This window comes from Streptomyces sp. NPDC086023 (assembly GCF_044540325.1).
Classification (GTDB): Bacteria; Actinomycetota; Actinomycetes; order Streptomycetales; family Streptomycetaceae; genus Streptomyces.
Genome location: NZ_JBITRX010000008.1, coordinates 86,923 through 101,981, shown reverse-complemented (window position 1 = coordinate 101,981; position 15,059 = coordinate 86,923). Strand labels below are relative to the sequence as shown.

The 15,059-nt window shown below is 72.9% G+C and carries 14 protein-coding genes; all 14 read left to right on the top strand.

Annotation, left to right across the window (positions count from 1 at the left end; genetic code table 11):
* Positions 1 to 9: 9 nt before the first annotated feature.
* The 14 genes from ACIF6F_RS17645 (at position 10) to ACIF6F_RS17580 (ending at position 15,058) form a co-directional block, all read left to right on the top strand.
* Positions 10 to 372 (top strand): STAS domain-containing protein, encoded by a 363-nt coding sequence (locus ACIF6F_RS17645; protein WP_399947424.1) that lies wholly within the window; start codon positions 10 to 12, stop codon positions 370 to 372.
* Positions 369 to 2,507 carry a glycogen debranching protein GlgX gene (glgX, locus tag ACIF6F_RS17640; protein WP_399947423.1) on the top strand — a complete coding sequence of 713 codons (2,139 nt, stop codon included), beginning with the start codon at positions 369 to 371 and terminating at the stop codon, positions 2,505 to 2,507. Before ACIF6F_RS17645 ends, glgX begins: the two co-directional genes overlap by 4 nt.
* Positions 2,508 to 2,547: 40 nt before the next feature.
* On the top strand, positions 2,548 to 2,859 hold the full coding sequence (locus ACIF6F_RS17635) for an STAS domain-containing protein (RefSeq protein WP_399947421.1): 312 nt from the start codon (positions 2,548 to 2,550) through the stop codon (positions 2,857 to 2,859).
* Complete coding sequence (locus ACIF6F_RS17630) at positions 2,852 to 3,325, top strand: ATP-binding protein (protein ID WP_399947419.1); 474 nt, start codon at positions 2,852 to 2,854, stop codon at positions 3,323 to 3,325. Before ACIF6F_RS17635 ends, ACIF6F_RS17630 begins: the two co-directional genes overlap by 8 nt.
* Complete coding sequence (locus tag ACIF6F_RS17625) at positions 3,307 to 4,551, top strand: PP2C family protein-serine/threonine phosphatase (RefSeq protein ID WP_399947417.1); 1,245 nt, start codon at positions 3,307 to 3,309, stop codon at positions 4,549 to 4,551. Before ACIF6F_RS17630 ends, ACIF6F_RS17625 begins: the two co-directional genes overlap by 19 nt.
* The gene (locus tag ACIF6F_RS17620) at positions 4,551 to 5,297 is read left to right on the top strand and encodes a MinD/ParA family protein (RefSeq protein WP_399947415.1); all 747 of its coding nucleotides are present in this window, start codon (positions 4,551 to 4,553) and stop codon (positions 5,295 to 5,297) included. Before ACIF6F_RS17625 ends, ACIF6F_RS17620 begins: the two co-directional genes overlap by 1 nt.
* Before the next feature lie 70 nt (positions 5,298 to 5,367).
* Positions 5,368 to 6,105, top strand: a complete 738-nt coding sequence (locus ACIF6F_RS17615) for a type 1 glutamine amidotransferase domain-containing protein (protein WP_399947413.1) — start codon at positions 5,368 to 5,370, stop codon at positions 6,103 to 6,105.
* A 47-nt stretch (positions 6,106 to 6,152) separates the two neighbouring features.
* The gene (locus tag ACIF6F_RS17610; RefSeq protein ID WP_399947411.1) at positions 6,153 to 7,637 is read left to right on the top strand and encodes an aldehyde dehydrogenase family protein; all 1,485 of its coding nucleotides are present in this window, start codon (positions 6,153 to 6,155) and stop codon (positions 7,635 to 7,637) included.
* A 6-nt stretch (positions 7,638 to 7,643) separates the two neighbouring features.
* A complete protein-coding gene (locus ACIF6F_RS17605) occupies positions 7,644 to 8,270 on the top strand; it encodes an NADPH-dependent F420 reductase (protein WP_399947410.1) in 627 nt (208 codons plus the stop codon).
* An 89-nt stretch (positions 8,271 to 8,359) separates the two neighbouring features.
* Positions 8,360 to 8,878 carry a (2Fe-2S)-binding protein gene (locus tag ACIF6F_RS17600; RefSeq protein WP_399947408.1) on the top strand — a complete coding sequence of 173 codons (519 nt, stop codon included), beginning with the start codon at positions 8,360 to 8,362 and terminating at the stop codon, positions 8,876 to 8,878.
* A complete protein-coding gene (locus ACIF6F_RS17595) occupies positions 8,875 to 11,277 on the top strand; it encodes a xanthine dehydrogenase family protein molybdopterin-binding subunit (RefSeq protein WP_399947406.1) in 2,403 nt (800 codons plus the stop codon). The genes ACIF6F_RS17600 and ACIF6F_RS17595 overlap by 4 nt, the downstream gene beginning before the upstream one ends.
* A complete protein-coding gene (locus tag ACIF6F_RS17590) occupies positions 11,274 to 12,116 on the top strand; it encodes an FAD binding domain-containing protein (RefSeq protein ID WP_399947404.1) in 843 nt (280 codons plus the stop codon). The genes ACIF6F_RS17595 and ACIF6F_RS17590 overlap by 4 nt, the downstream gene beginning before the upstream one ends.
* Before the next feature lie 156 nt (positions 12,117 to 12,272).
* A complete protein-coding gene (locus tag ACIF6F_RS17585) occupies positions 12,273 to 13,523 on the top strand; it encodes an MFS transporter (protein WP_399947402.1) in 1,251 nt (416 codons plus the stop codon).
* Complete coding sequence (locus tag ACIF6F_RS17580; protein ID WP_399947400.1) at positions 13,520 to 15,058, top strand: ATP-binding protein; 1,539 nt, start codon at positions 13,520 to 13,522, stop codon at positions 15,056 to 15,058. Before ACIF6F_RS17585 ends, ACIF6F_RS17580 begins: the two co-directional genes overlap by 4 nt.
* Position 15,059: the final 1 nt, after the last annotated feature.

Below are 15,059 nucleotides of genomic sequence, written 5' to 3'. Positions count from 1 at the left end.
GGATGGGAAATGACTCTGACCATCAAGGAACGCCGGACCAAGGCCGCGACGGTGCTCGCCGCCTCCGGTGAGATCAACAGTGAGACCTCCGGACAGCTGCTCGACAAGCTGCTCCCGCTGGTCCGCGACGGCCAGACCCTGCGCATCGACCTCAAGGCCGTCACGTACGTCTCCAGCGCGGGCCTGCGTACCCTCCTCGTGGTCTACCGCGAGGCCCAGCACGCCGGCGTCGCCGTCACCCTGTCCGGGGTGAGCGACGAGGTCCGGTTCGTGATGTCGGCGACCGGCTTCCTCGACTTCTTCGAGACCGGCGAGGCCGCCGAGGCCGAGGCCGCCCGCAAGGAGCGGCTCGCCGCGAGGACCACCCGGTGAGCCCCGAGGCCGCCGCCCGCGCCGACCAGGTCCGCATCGACGCCTACCCGACCCACGACGTGGCCGGGTACGGCGTCCGGGCCGGCAAGCCCTACCCCTTCGGGGCCTGGGTCGTCCCCGGGGGCGTGAACTTCTCCGTCTTCTCCGACCAGGCCACCTCCATGACCCTGGTCCTCTACAAGCGGGGCGAGCCGGAGCCGTTCGCCGAACTGGAGTTCCCCCAGGAGTTCCGGACCGGCAGCGTCTTCGCGATGACGGTCTTCGGGCTCGACCACGAGAACATCGAGTTCGGCTACCGGGCCGACGGCCCCTTCGACCCGGTCACCGGGCACCGCTTCGACGCCCGGCAGGTGCTCTCCGACCCGTACGCCCGGCTCATCGCGGGCCGGGACGTGTGGGGCACCGAGCCCGACTACAGCCGCGGGTACCAGTACCGCTCCCGGGTCTGCCTCCAGGACTTCGACTGGGGCGACGACGCCCCGCTGCGGATCCCCGCCGAGGACCTGGTGGTGTACGAGACCCACGTGCGCGGCTTCACCCGGCACCCCTCCTCCGGGGTCACGGCGCCCGGCACCTTCGCCGGCCTGCGGGAGAAGATCCCGTACCTGAAGGAGCTCGGCGTCAACGCCATCGAGCTGCTGCCGATCTTCGAGTTCGACGAGACCGACAACCCGCGCACCAACCCGCTGACCGGCGAGAAGCTGTACGACTACTGGGGCTACAACACCGTGGCCTTCTTCGCGCCCAAGGCCGGCTACGCGGCCACCGGACGCTACGGCATGCAGGGCGACGAACTGCGCACCCTGGTCAAGGACCTGCACGCGGCGGGCATCGAGGTCATCCTCGACGTGGTCTTCAACCACACGGCCGAGGGCAACGAGATGGGCCCGACCATCTCCTTCAAGGGCCTCGACAACGCCACGTACTACATGCTCACGCCCGAGGGGTACTACTTCAACTTCAGCGGCACCGGGAACACCGTCAACTGCAACCACCCCGTGGTGCGCAACTACGTCCTCGACTGCCTGCGCCACTGGGTCGCGGACTACCACATCGACGGATTCCGCTTCGATCTCGCCGCGATCCTCGGACGGGCCCTGGACGGCACGCCGCTGCCCAACCCGCCGCTGCTCGAATCGCTCGCCTTCGACCCGGTCCTGCGGCACACCAAGCTCATCGCCGAGGCCTGGGACGCCGCCGGGCTGTACGAGGTCGGCAACTTCCCCGCCTACGGCCGCTGGGCCGAGTGGAACGGGAAGTACCGCGACACCGTGCGCCGCTTCCTCAAGGGCGACCCGGGCGTCACCGGGGAACTGGCCACCCGCATCGCCGGCTCCCCGGACCTGTACTCCACCCGCGGGACGGCCGCCTCCGTCAACTTCCTGACGGCGCACGACGGTTTCACCCTGGCCGACCTGGTCTCGTACAACGACAAGCACAACGAGGCCAACGGCGAGGGCAACAACGACGGCGCCAACGACAACAACAGCTGGAACTGCGGCGCCGAGGGCCCGACGGACGACCCGGAGATCAACGCCCTCCGGCTGCGCCAGATGAAGAACGCCGTGGCGATCCTGCTCACCAGCCAGGGCATCCCGATGATGCTGTCCGGCGACGAGGTGGGCCGCACGCAGCAGGGCAACAACAACACCTACTGCCAGGACAACGAGCTCTCCTGGTTCGACTGGGACCAGGTCGACGAGAACGCCGAACTGCTCCGCTTCGTCCGGCAGATGATCGCCTTCCGCAAGCGCCACCGCGAACTGCGCTCCACCACCCACCCCACCGGAGCCATCCGCGAGGGCCTGGGCCTGCCGGACATCAGCTGGCACGGGGCCCGCGCCTGGCTCCCCGACTGGTCGCCCGAGTCCCGGCTGCTGGCCGTGGCCCGCTGCGGCGCCGGCGACGACGACGTGGTGTACGTCGCCATGAACTCCCACTGGGAGGCGCACGACCTGGAGCTGCCGGTGCTGCCCGGCGGCCGCAGCTGGCACCTGTTCGCCGACACCGGCGCCGAGGCGCCGTACGACATCCGCACCCCGGGCGCGGAGAGCGAACTGGACAACGCAGGCAAGTACCTGATCGGACCGCGCTCGGTCGTGATCCTGGTGGGCCGCGTGCCCACCGAGGACTGACCGGCGAGCCCTGGACCCCGTACGCCAGAAGGAGCCTGACATGCCGCTTTCCGTGTCCCTGAGCATCGCCGGCGACACCACCGTCATCGAGCTCAGCGGAGAACTGGACGCCAGCACCGCGCCGGACTTCCACCAGACCATCGAGAAGGCCGCGGGGCACGGCACCACCACCGTGGAGATCCGGATGGCCGGCGTCGGCTACATGGCCAGCGCCGGACTGCGCTCCCTGGTCTTCGCGCAGCAGAAGGTCGCCCCGAACGTCACGATCAAGGTGGTCGGCGCGATCGACCCGGTGGCCCGGACCATCAGGACCGCCGGTCTCCACCACAGCATCGTCCTCTCCGATGGGTGACGGGGTACGGCTGGCCCGGCGGGCCGCGGACCTGGAGGTGCCGGCCACCGTGGCGGCACTGGCGGACATCGCCGCCTTCGTCCGGGACCTGGCCCGCCGGGCCGGGCTCGGCAAGGGGGCCGCGTACCGGCTCCGGCTGGCGGTGGACGAACTGGCCACCAACGTGGTGGTCCACGGCTACCGGGGCGGCGACGGGCGGATCACCGTCCGCGGCCGCGCCGGGGCCGGCCGGGTCCGGGTCGTCATCGAGGACACCGCACCGCCCTTCGACCCGGTCGCCGGGTGCCTGCCGCCCGCCACCGGGGTCCCCCCGGAGCGGCGGCGGGTCGGCGGGCTCGGCATCCACCTCGCGCTGACCAGCGTCGACGAGTTCAGCTACGTACGCAGTGAGGGCCGCAACACCAGCACCCTGACGGTCCTCGCCGATGAGGCAGACGGGACGCGGCCATGCCCTCCACCACCGTGATCATCCTGGATGAGTACCCTCCACCGCCCCAGTCCCTGCTGGACGCCCTGAGCCGGATGGACGCGGCCTGTTCGGTTCGGACGCTGAGCCAGCTGCTGCACGGACCCGTGGCCGGCCTGCCGGAGGCGGACGTGCTGCTGGCCCCCGCGCGGGTACCGGGAGAGGGGGTCCGCAGCGCGGTGCGCAGGCTCCGGATGCGCGCCGGGGCGCCGACCGCGGTGGTGTGGACCGTGGACGACTTCGAGGCCCTGGAGGCCCATGTACGGCTGGGCCACGACTACCTCGTACCGCCCTTCCTGCCGGCCCTGGTCGGCGCCCGGCTGCAGAGCTGCTCGGAACGCGCCGAACTCGGCCGCACCCTGCGGGAGGCCGACGCCAGGGCGGAACTCATGAGCTACGAGAAGGAGCTGGAGATCGGCCGGGAGATCCAGGCGGGCTTCCTGCCGGAGGCGCTGCCCGTCCCCGAGGGCTGGGAGATCGACGTGCGCTTCCGCCCCGCCCGGCAGGTCGCCGGCGACTTCTACGACGTCTTCGAGCTGGTCCACCGGCGCAGGCTCGCCCTGGTCGTCGCCGACGTGTGCGACAAGGGCGTGGGATCGGCCCTCTTCATGGCGCTGATCCGCTCGCTGCTGCGGCACACCGCCGAGAACAGCGGACTCCAGCACCTGGTCGCCGCCGGCCGCTCCGGCGGGGGCATCCCGGTGGTCGGCGCCACCCCGCTGCTCAACGCGGTGACCGCCACCAACGGCTACCTCACCCGCAACCACCTGCGCCAGGGCTACTTCGCCACGCTCTTCTTCGCGGTGCTCGACCCGCTCACCGGCAGCCTCGTCTACATCAACGGCGGTCACAACCCGCCGCTGTTGCTGCGCGGTGACGGGTCCGCGCCGGTCCCGCTGGAGCCCACCGGCCCGGCCGTCGGCGTCCTGCCCGACTGCAGCTACGCGCTCGGCCACACCCGGCTCGACCCCGGCGACACCCTCTTCGCCTACACCGACGGCGTGCCCGAGGCACGCTGCCCTGACGGCCGCTTCCTGGGCGACGAGCGGATGCTCGACCTGCTCTCGCAGCACACCGGGAACGGCAGCGCCGTACTGGACCGGATGGACCTGGCCGTGCGCGAGCACACCGGGGAGGCCGAACAGCACGACGACGTGACCATGCTGGCCCTGCACCGGCCACGTGCGGCGCGGGGGCCGCACGCGACGGGGAAGGCGGTGGCCTGATGGCCCGCACCATCGTGATGCACTCGCACCGGGGCGGCACCGGCAAGTCCACGGTGCTCGCCAACCTCGCCCTGCTCATCGCGGCGGAGGGCCGCCGGGTGGCCCTCGTCGACACGGACATCCCGTCGCCGACGCTCGACGTGCTCTTCCGGACCGGCCCCCGGGTCTTCTCGCTCACCGACTACCTGCTCGGCCGCTGCGAGATCGAGGCCGCCGCCCACCCGGTGGGCCCGCCGGGCCTGTGGCTCGTACCGGCCAGGACCACCACCGACTCGCTGCCCGAGATCATGGCCACCGGCTACGACGTCGGGCTGCTGCCCGAGGCCTTCGCGCGGCTGATCGACCGCTACGCCCTGGACGTGCTGCTGCTCGACACGCACGCCGGGCTGAACAACGAGACCGTCACCGCGATGGCCAGCGCCGACGTGCTGGTGATCATGGCGAGGGCGGACCGGATCGACCTGTCGGGCGTCGACGAGACCCTCGCCCTGGTCGGCCGGCTCGCCTGCCGGCGCACGCTGATCATGAGCATGGCGCCGGAGGGGATCGACCGCGAACTCGTACGGGACCGGGCCGAGCGCGTCTACGGCGCGCCCCTGGCCGGAATTCTTCCGTACGTGCCGGAAATGGCCGCGCTCTGCGGCGAACGCATATTCGCGGAAGCACGTCCCGACCACCCCCTGGTGGATGAATTCCGGCACATCATCGCGGTACTCGACGCACGTGACGAAGTATCGCGGGCCTGACCGCAGACCCTCGCGCGCCCCAGAACCGGCGTGTTGAATCGGCACCACTCCAGAAAGAGGAGAAAGAGTCATGAAGATTCTCGTCGTCATGACGGCCAAGGCCACGCTCCACCTCCTGGACGGGGAACTCCACCCCTCCGGATTCTGGGCCGAGGAATTCGTCGTTCCGTACCAGCTCTTCCGCGCCGCCGGACACAGCGTCGACGTGGCGACGATCGGGGGCAGGGCCCCCACGGTCGACCAGACCAGCATCGACCCGAACTTCCTCAAGTGGGTGCGGCCCGAGGGATCCGCGGACGACGACGCGGCCAACGCGGCCGAGTACGTCCGGGTCATCGCCGGCACCCCGCAACTGAAGGCGCCGCTCGCCCTGGAGGACCTCGGCGAGAAGGACATCGCCGGCTACGACGGGATCTACGTGAGCGGCGGCCACGGAGCCATCGGCGACCTGCCCAAGTCCGACGAGCTGGCGCAGATCCTGCGCTGGGCCATCGCCCAGGACAAGCCGCTGGCCACGGTTTGCCACGGCCACACCTCGCTGCTCGCCCTGCGCGACGGCGAGGGCCGCTGGCCCTTCGAGGGCTACCGGATGACGGCCTTCTCGCACAGCGAGGAGCTGGTCACCAACATGGCCGGCCGGCTGCCGTTCATCCTGGAGGCGGAACTCACCCGGCTCGGCGCCCGCTACGAGAAGGCCGACCTCATCTGGGACTCCCACGTGGTCGTGGACCGCAACCTGACCACCGGTCAGAACCCGTACTCCTCCAAGGCCCTGGCCGAGACGTTCTTACGGCAGCTCGGCAACTGAGGCCCGTGGGGGCCTCCCGAACCCCCCACCCACACCGGAAGGCAGCCATGACGAAGCTCGCGCTCAGCGACCAGCCCCTGGCGAACCCGGGGAAGCTGTTCATCGGCGGCGAATGGCGTGCGGCCCAGGACGGCCGCACGGAGCCCGACCTCAGCCCCGTCGACGGACAGGAGATCGTGCCGGTGGCCCAGGCCACCGCCGCGGACGCCGACGCCGCCGTGGCCGCCGCCCGGGCGGCCTACGAGGAAGGCCCCTGGAGCAGACTCTCCGCCCAGGAGCGCGCGCTGCGGCTCAACCGGGTCGGTGAGCTCATCGAGCGCGACCTGGAGGAGATCGCCCTGCTGGAGACCGTGGACATGGGCAAGCCGTTCGCGTTCTCCAGCACGGTCGACGCCCCCATGGCCGCCCAGCTGATGCACTACTACGCCGGCGCCGTCACCCGCGTCGACGGCTCCTCCCGCAACCCCGCGGGCGGCCAGCTCGCGTACACCCTGCGGGAACCCCTGGGCGTGGTGTGCGCGATCACCCCCTTCAACTTCCCGCTGCTCCTGTCGATGACGAAGATCGCCCCGGCGCTCGCGGCCGGCAACACGGTGGTGCACAAGCCCTCCCCGGCCACCCCGCTGACCGCGCTGAAGATCGCCGAGCTGTTCCAGGAGGCCGAGATCCCCGACGGGGTGCTCAACGTGGTCACCGGGCCCGGCGTCGAGCTGGGCGAGACCCTCACCGGCCACCCCGGCATCGACAAGATCGCCTTCACCGGCTCCACGGCCGTGGGCCAGAGCATCATCCGCCGGTCCGCCGGCACCCTGAAGAAGGTCACGATGGAACTCGGCGGCAAGTCCGCCAACATCGTCTTCGCCGACGCGGACCTCGACCTCGCCGAGGAACTGGCCTTCTTCGGCATCTACTACAACAAGGGCGAGATCTGCACGGCCGGCTCCCGGCTGCTGCTCCAGCGGCCCATCCACGACGAACTGGTCGAGCGCCTGGTCGCCCGGGCCGCCGCCCTCCGTCCCGGCGACCCCCGCGACCCGGCCACCCTCTTCGGGCCGCTGGCCCACCGGGGCCAGTTCGAGAAGGTCAGCTCGTACATCGAGACCGGCCAGAAGGAGGGCGCCACCCTCCGCACCGGGGGCACCGGCTGGATCCCCGAGGGCGCGTCCTCGGAGGGCCTGTACTTCCTCCCCACGGTCTTCACCGACGTCGACAACTCCATGCGGATCGCCCAGGAGGAGATCTTCGGCCCGGTCCTGTCCGTCATCCCCTTCGACACGGAGGAGGACGCGGTACGGATCGCCAACGACAGCGCGTACGGGCTCGCCGCCGGCGTCCACACCCAGGACCTGCGCCGCGCCCACCGGGTCGCCTCGCAGATCAAGGCCGGCACCGTCTGGGTCAACTGCTACAACCAGTACGACCCGGCGGTGCCCTACGGCGGCTACAAGGCCTCCGGCTTCGGCCGCGAGTGCGGCCCCGAATCCCTCGAAAGCTACACCCAGACCAAGTCGGTCTGGATCGGCATGAGCTGAGGAGACATGGACACTGGCGTCATCGGCACCGGGCGGATCGGATCCACCCTGGCCCGCATCCTCGTCGCGGCAGGCCACCGCGTCGCCCTGGCCAACGCGAGCGGCCCGCGGTCGCTGGCCCCGCTCCTCGCGGAACTGGGCCCGGCCGCCACCGCGGGCACTCCGGCCGAGGTGGCCGGAGCGGCCGAACTCCTGGTGCTGATGGTGCCGTTCGACAGTGCGCGGGGCCTGCTGCCCGCCGCCGCGGTCCGCGGCAAGGTCCTGGTGGACGCGATGAACGCGTTCACCGGGCCTGGCCGGCCGCGGGACCTGGGCGGCCGCTGCTCCAGCGAGTTCACCGCCGACTGGTACCCCGGCGCGCGGCTGGTGAAATCGCTCAACACCATGCACTTCGTCACGCTCGGCTCGGCCGGCACCACCGGAAAGCCCGAGGAGGAACGCCTCGCACACTACGTCGCGGGCGACGACCCGGAGGCCAAGGAAATCGTGGCCGGAACCGTCAGGGGACTGGGATTCGCGGTCCTCGACACCGGCTCGCTGCACACCGGCGGAATCCTCCAGCAGCCCGGCGGTCCGCTTTTCAACCGGACGCTCACGGCGGAGCAGGCGCTCGCCGCAATCGGCGCGCGGTGACAGCGCACGCGGCCGGCGGAGCACGCGCGGAGAACCGCGCGCGTCCCCGCCGGCACGCGGTCAACGGAGCACAGCGAAGGGGCGTGGTCATGAATGTCGAACTGAACGTCAACGGCGTGCCGGAACGCTTTCCGGCCGAACCGAACGAACTGCTCGTCGAGCGGCTGCGCGACGGACTCGGACTCACCGGCACCAAGGTCGGCTGCGACACCGGCCAGTGCGGCACCTGCGTCGTCCGCCTCGACGGCAGGTCCGTCAAGAGCTGCCTGCTGCTGACCGTGCAGGCCGACGGCAGCGCGGTCACCACCATCGAGGGCGTCGCCGCCGGCGACGAGCTCACCGGCCTCCAGGAGGCCCTGCGCCAGGAGCACGGCACCCAGTGCGGCTTCTGCACGCCCGGCATGGTCATGTCCCTCGGCGAGCTGCTCGACGTCAGCCAGGACGGACCCGCGCCCACCGAGCCCGAGATCCGCGAGTGGCTCACGGGCAACCTGTGCCGCTGCACCGGCTACCACAGCGTGGTCCGCGGTGTGCAGCGCGCCTGCGCCGCCACGGCCGCGGAGCCCGCGGCCGCCGCCTCCAGACCGGCCGCCACGACGGAGGGATGACCGCGATGACCACCGTGGTGGGGGACCTCAACCGACCGCTCGGCCAGCCGCTCGACAGCCGCGAGGACCCGCAGCTGCTGCGCGGCCGGGCCACGTACGTCGCCGACATCGAACTGCCCCGCATGGCCCACATGGCCATCCTCGGCAGCGACCGCGCCCACGCGCGCATCCTGGGCATCGACACCAAGGCCGCCGAGCAGCTGCCCGGCGTCCTGAAGGTGGCCACGGCCGCCGACTTCCAGGACGTCATGCCGCTGCCCTGCATCTGGATACCCGGCGGGGTGGAGAGCCACTTCCCGCCCCACCCGTACGGACTGCCCGGCGCCCGCCCCGTGCTCACCGGCGACACCGTCCGCCACGTCGGCGACCCCATCGCCGTCGTGGTCGCCGAGACCCCGAAGCAGGCGCACGCCGCGCTGCGCGCCATCACCGTCGAGTACGAGCCGCTGCCCGTGGTCACCCGCGCCGACCACGCCCTCGAAGAGGGCGCCCCGCAGCTCCACGAGGCCGTACCCGGCAACCTCAACGCCTACTGGACCTGCGGCGACCGGGAGCGCACCGACCGCGCCATCGCCGAGGCCGAGGTCGTCGTCGAACTCGACCTCGTCAACCAGCGCACCATCAACAGCCCCATCGAGCCCCGCGGCGCGGTCGGCGAGTACGACGCGGCCACCGGCGAGTACACGCTGCACGCCTCCACCCAGGGCCCGCACAACCACCGCTTCCTGCTGTCCGCGCTGGTCCTCGGCATCCCGTTCAACAAGCTCCGGGTCGTCGCCCCCACCGTCGGCGGCAGCTTCGGCACCAAGGGCTACCTCTACCCGGACATGGCCCTCGTGCTCAAGCTCGCCAAGGCGCTGGGCCGCCCGGTCAAGTGGGTCGACACCCGCACCGGCCTGATGAACTCCACCGTCCAGGGCCGCGACCACCGCCAGCACGTCACCCTGGCCGGCACCCGCGACGGCCGGATCACCGCCGTGCGCTGCACCAGCCACGCCAACCTCGGCGCGTACCCGTCCACCATCGGACCCGGTGTGGCCACCGCCCTGATGGGCCGCTCCATCACCGGCATGTACGACGTCGACGCCGCCTTCTGCGAGGTGTACGCGGCCTTCACCAACACCGTGCCGCTCGGCGCCCAGCGCGGCAGCGGCCGCGCCGAGGCCGCCTTCCTCATGGAGCGCCTGGTGGACCGGTACGCCGCCGAGATCGGCCAGGACCCCGCGGCCGTGCGCCGCAAGAACCTGGTCCCGGCCGAGAAGTTCCCGTACGACAACGGCCTCGGCTGGACCTACGACTCCGGCAGCTACCAGGAGAACTTCGACAAGGCCCTGGCCCTGGCCGGCTACGCCGACATGCCCGCCCGCAAGGCCGAGGCCCGCACCCGCGGCCGGCGGCTCGGCGTCGGCCTGGCCACGTACGTCGCCATCTGCGGGGTCGGCCCCTCCACCCGGATGTCCCAGGAGGGCATGCTGGGCGGCACCTGGGAGAGCGCCAACATCCGCGTCCACCCCACCGGCGAGGTCACCGTGACCGTCGGCTCCGCCTCCACCGGCCAGAGCCACGGCACGGTCTTCGCCCAGGTCGCCGCCGACGTGCTCGGCATCGACCCGGAGCTGGTCCAGGTGTACGAGGGCGACACGCTCAAGGCCCCCTACGGCCAGGGCACGTACGGCAGCCGCTCCTTCAGCATGGCCGGCCCCTCCGTCGCCCTCACCGCCGGCAAGGTCAAGGAGAAGATGCGCCGCGCGGGCGCCGCACTGCTGCAACTGCCGGAGGACCAGGTCGTCTACGAGGGCGGCCGGGTCTGCGAGCGGGCCAACCCCGAGAACGGCAAGGCCTTCGCCGACCTCGCCATGGCCTGCTGGTACGGCTGGAACCTCCCGCCGGAGATCGAGCCCGCCATCGACGAGACCACCCACTTCGACCCGCCGGACTTCAACTACCCCTTCGGCACCCACGTCGCGGTGGTCGAGGTCGACGAACTCACCGGCGAGACCGAGGTGGTGGCCTACACCGCCGTCGACGACGCCGGCAACATCGGCAACCCCAAGATCGTCGAGGGCCAGATCGAGGGCAGCATCCTGCACGGCCTCGGCCAGGCCCTGATGGAGGCCGCCGTCTACGACGACGAGGGCATCCTGGTCAGCAGCGACCTGCGCAGCTACGCCCTGCCGCGCGCCGCCGACGCGCCGTTCTTCGCCCTCGACAAGACCGTCACCCCCACGCCGCACAACGTCCTGGGGGCCAAGGGCGCCGGCGAGATCGCCACCGTGCCGCCCGCCGCCGCGGTCGTGAACGCCGTCGTCGACGCCCTGTCCGACCTCGGCGTCACCCACATCGACATGCCCCTCACGCCGGAGAAGGTCTGGCGCCGCCTGCGAGGAGAGGCCCAGTGATCCTCACCGAGTTCGACTACGCGCGCCCCGCGACGCTGCCCGAGGCGCTGGCGCTGCTCGGCTCGGCCGAGGGCGCGCGGGTGCTGGCCGGCGGCCAGAGCCTGCTCGCCGACCTGCGCACCGGGGACGCCGTCTTCCCCGACCGGGGTCCGCGGCTGCTGGTGGACGTCCGCCGGCTCGCCGAACTGCGCGGCATCCGCCGGACCGACGGCGGGGGCCTGCGGATCGGCGCGGCCACCACCCTGGCGGAGCTCGCCGCCGACCGGCGGGTACGGGAGACCGCCCCCGCTCTGGCGGCCGCGGCCCGCGCCAACGGCGACCCGCAGGTGCGCAACCTCGGCACCGTCGGCGGCAACCTGGCCGCCGGAGGCCGGGCCACCGACCTGCCGGTCGCCGCACTGGCGACCGACGCCCGGGTGCTGCTGGCCGGGCCCGGCGGGCGGCGGTCCGTACCGGCCGAGGAGTTCGCGCTGTCGGGCCCGCCCGCCGCGTCCGTGGTCACCGCGATCACCGTGCCGGCCGCACCCGCCACGGCCTTCGAGAAGACCGCCGACCGCGCCACCCGCTACCCGGTCTGCGCGGTCGCGGTACGGCTCGGGCCCGACGGGCTCCGCGTCGCGGTCACCGGCGCGACCGCCCGGCCGGTCCGGCTGCGCGGCGTCGAGGACCGGCTGCGGGGCGGCGGCCTGGACACCGCGGCCGTGCTGGCCGCCTTCCGAGAGGAGCCGCCGGACCGGTTCGTGCCGGGCCGAGGGGTGTCGGCGGAGTACCTGGGACACCTGGCGGGGGTGCTGACCGCCCGGGCCCTCGCCCGTGCGGGGGCCGCCCTGCGGGGCTAGCCCCGGCCCGCCCCTGCTCCGCGTCCCGGGAGTCCGCCCCGGACCCCGTCCGTGGGGGCGCCGCCCCCACGCCTTCCCCCGGCCACCGCCGGGGGAACCCCCCAGCCCCTCGAACGCCGGAGGGACCGGGAGCAACCACAGTTCGGGGGAGTAGCTGTGCTGAGCGAGACGTCCAAACGGCAGACCGGCGGTGCCCACCGGGCCCGCCGGGAGGCACGGGCGGGCAACGGGTTCCGGGTGGTCGGGGCGGTCCTCGTGCTGCTCATGCTGTCCTCGTCCGTGCCCTCCGCGCTGTACGTGCTGTACCAGCAGAAGTGGGGCCTGTCCTCCGGCGCGGTCACCGTGGTCTTCGCCGTCTACGCGGTGACCGTGCTGGCCGGGCTGCTCGGCTTCGGCTCGCTCTCCGACACCCTGGGCAGACGGCCGGTGCTCGGCGCGGGGCTGGTGCTCGCCATCGTCTCCATGCTGCTGTTCGCCGGCGCCCAGGGCCTCGGCTGGCTGCTCGCCGCCCGCGCCGTGCAGGGGCTCGCGGTCGGGCTGGCCACGGGTGCGATGGGCGCCGCCCTGCTGGAGCTGGCCCCGCCCGCCCGGCCGGCCCTCGGGGCACAGGTCAACAGCGCCGGCCCCACCGTGGGCATCGGGCTCGGGGGGCTCGGCGCGGGCCTGCTGGTCCAGTACGCCCCGGCCCCCACCGTCCTCAGCTACCTGCTGCTGGTCGGCGCCTTCGCCCTCGCCCTGGCCGGGGTGGTCCGGATGCCGGAGAGCGCACCGGGCGCGGGCGGCGGCATGCGGATCGTGCCGCACCGGATCCGGGTGCCCGCGGGCGTCCGGGGCCGGTTCGCCGTACTCGTCCTGACCATCGTCGCGGTCTGGTCGGTCGGCGGCTTCTACCTGTCCCTCGGGCCGCACCTCGCGCTCTCCCTGCTGGAGAGCACCGACTACCTGGTCGGCGGCGCGACCGTGGCGCTGCTCGCCGGGGCCGCCACCGCCGCGCAGCTGCTGCTCGGCGCGGTGGCCCCGCTGCGCACCGCCCTGCTCGGGCTGGCCCTGATGGTCACCGGCCTCGGCCTCGTGCTGCTGGCCCTCTCGCTGCGGTCGCCGGCCGTGTTCCTCGGTGCCACCGCCGTGCTGGGCAGCGGCTGGGGTGCCGCCTTCCTCGGTTCGTTCCGCGCGCTGAGCGCCCTGGCCGAGCCGGCCCACCGGGGCGAACTCACCGCCGCCGTCTACGTCTTCGCGTACCTCGCGATGAGCGTCCCGGCGGTGCTGGCCGGCCTGCTGACCAACGTCCACGGACTGCACCGCACCTCGGTCGGCTTCATGGCCGCCGTGGCCGGGGTCTGCCTGGTCGCCCTCGCGGCGACCCTGGGGCTGGCCGCCCGGGTGCGGCGCGAGGAGGCGACCGGATGAGCGACCTGCGCGCGACCCTGCGTTCCCTGGAACTGTTCGAGCGGCTCACCGAGGAGCAGCTCGACTGGCTGGTCTCCGTCTCCCGGCCGCGCACCCTCGCCGACGGCGAGGTGCTGTTCCACGACGGGGACCCGGACGCCGAGTTCCACGTCCTGCTCGCCGGCGGGCTGGTCGTCACCAAGGTGGTCGACGGCCGTGAGGAGGTCCTCACCCGGCACTCCACCGAGGAGGAGGGCGCCGACGGGCACGACGGCAAGCCCTCCGCCGCCCACCGCTTCACCGGCGAGCTGCCGCTGCTCACCGAGGGCGGGTACGTCGCCACCGCGGCCGCCTCGGGACCGGCGACCAGCGTGGTCACGTACCCCCGGCAGGTCTTCTTCGAGATGCTGGGCCGCTGCCACGGCGTGGCCGCGGTGCTGCTGCCCGTCCTCGCCTGGCGGATCAAGTCCTCCGAGGTCCAGGCCCGCAAGCGGGCCACCGTGGAGGCCCTCGGCACCCTCGCCGCGGGCCTGGCGCACGAGTTGAACAACCCGGCCGCCGCGGTGGCCCGGGCGGCCCAGGAGCTCGGGCCCGCCGTCGACCGGCTGGTCCGGACCGCGCAGAGCTGGGGCGCGGTCGCGGACGGCGCCGAGCGCGCGGTGCTCGACCGGCTCGCCGCCGGCCTCGACGCCCTCCCGCCGCCCGCCACCAGCGACCCGCTCGCGCAGGCCGACGCCGAGGAGGAGCTGGCGGACTGGGCGGAGGAGACCGGCGCGGAGGGCGCCGGCCTGCTCGCCGCGGGTCTGGCCGACCTCGGCCTGGAACTGGGCTGGCTGCTGGAGCGGCTGGAGGGCGTCACCGAGCCGGCGCTGCCCGCCGCCCTGGACCACCTGGCCGCCCTCCTGGAGACCCGGGCGCTCACCGCCGAGCTGCGCGCGGCCGGCCCCCGGATCTCCCAGCTGGTCGCGGCCACCCGGGACTACGCCAACCTGGACCGGGCGCCGGAGCAGCGGTTCGCCGTCACCGAGGGCCTGGAGAACACCCTCGTCGTGCTGCGGGCCAAGCTCACGGGTATCACCGTCGTCCGTGCGTACGAAGAGAACCTGCCCGAACTGACGGGCTATCCCAGCGAGCTCAACCAGGTGTGGACCAACCTCGTCGACAACGCCGCCGAGGCCATGGAGGGCTCCGGGACGCTCACGCTCCGCGTCCGGGCCGAGGGCGGCTGCATGGTCGTGGAGGTCGCCGACACCGGCCGGGGCATCCCCGAGGAGTCCCTGCCCCGGGTCTTCGAGCCCTTCTACACCACCAAGGACGTGGGCAAGGGCACCGGCCTGGGGCTCCACCTCTCGTACCGGATCGTCACCCAGCGCCACCGCGGCTCGCTCACCGCCCGGTCCGTGCCGGGCGACACCCGGATGACCGTACGCCTGCCCCTCGCACCGGGGCGCTCCGCCACCAACGGCCCGCCCCGGCCGCCCGGTCCGTCCGGTCCACCCGGTCGATCCGGTCCGTCCAGTCCGTCCAGCCCGTCCAGTCCGTCCACAGGGAGTTGAC

Bases quoted from the DNA above. Each gene is read 5' to 3' on its own strand.
- ACIF6F_RS17600 (WP_399947408.1), top strand. From the start codon at position 8,360: ATGAATGTCGAACTGAACGTCAACGGCGTGCCGGAACGCTTTCCGGCC.
- ACIF6F_RS17595 (WP_399947406.1), top strand. From the start codon at position 8,875: ATGACCGCGATGACCACCGTGGTGGGGGACCTCAACCGACCGCTCGGC.
- ACIF6F_RS17610 (WP_399947411.1), top strand. From the start codon at position 6,153: ATGACGAAGCTCGCGCTCAGCGACCAGCCCCTGGCGAACCCGGGGAAG.
- ACIF6F_RS17620 (WP_399947415.1), top strand. From the start codon at position 4,551: ATGGCCCGCACCATCGTGATGCACTCGCACCGGGGCGGCACCGGCAAG.
- ACIF6F_RS17635 (WP_399947421.1), top strand. From the start codon at position 2,548: ATGCCGCTTTCCGTGTCCCTGAGCATCGCCGGCGACACCACCGTCATC.
- ACIF6F_RS17625 (WP_399947417.1), top strand. From the start codon at position 3,307: ATGCCCTCCACCACCGTGATCATCCTGGATGAGTACCCTCCACCGCCC.
- ACIF6F_RS17605 (WP_399947410.1), top strand. From the start codon at position 7,644: ATGGACACTGGCGTCATCGGCACCGGGCGGATCGGATCCACCCTGGCC.
- ACIF6F_RS17580 (WP_399947400.1), top strand. From the start codon at position 13,520: ATGAGCGACCTGCGCGCGACCCTGCGTTCCCTGGAACTGTTCGAGCGG.
- ACIF6F_RS17630 (WP_399947419.1), top strand. From the start codon at position 2,852: ATGGGTGACGGGGTACGGCTGGCCCGGCGGGCCGCGGACCTGGAGGTG.
- ACIF6F_RS17615 (WP_399947413.1), top strand. From the start codon at position 5,368: ATGAAGATTCTCGTCGTCATGACGGCCAAGGCCACGCTCCACCTCCTG.
- ACIF6F_RS17645 (WP_399947424.1), top strand. From the start codon at position 10: ATGACTCTGACCATCAAGGAACGCCGGACCAAGGCCGCGACGGTGCTC.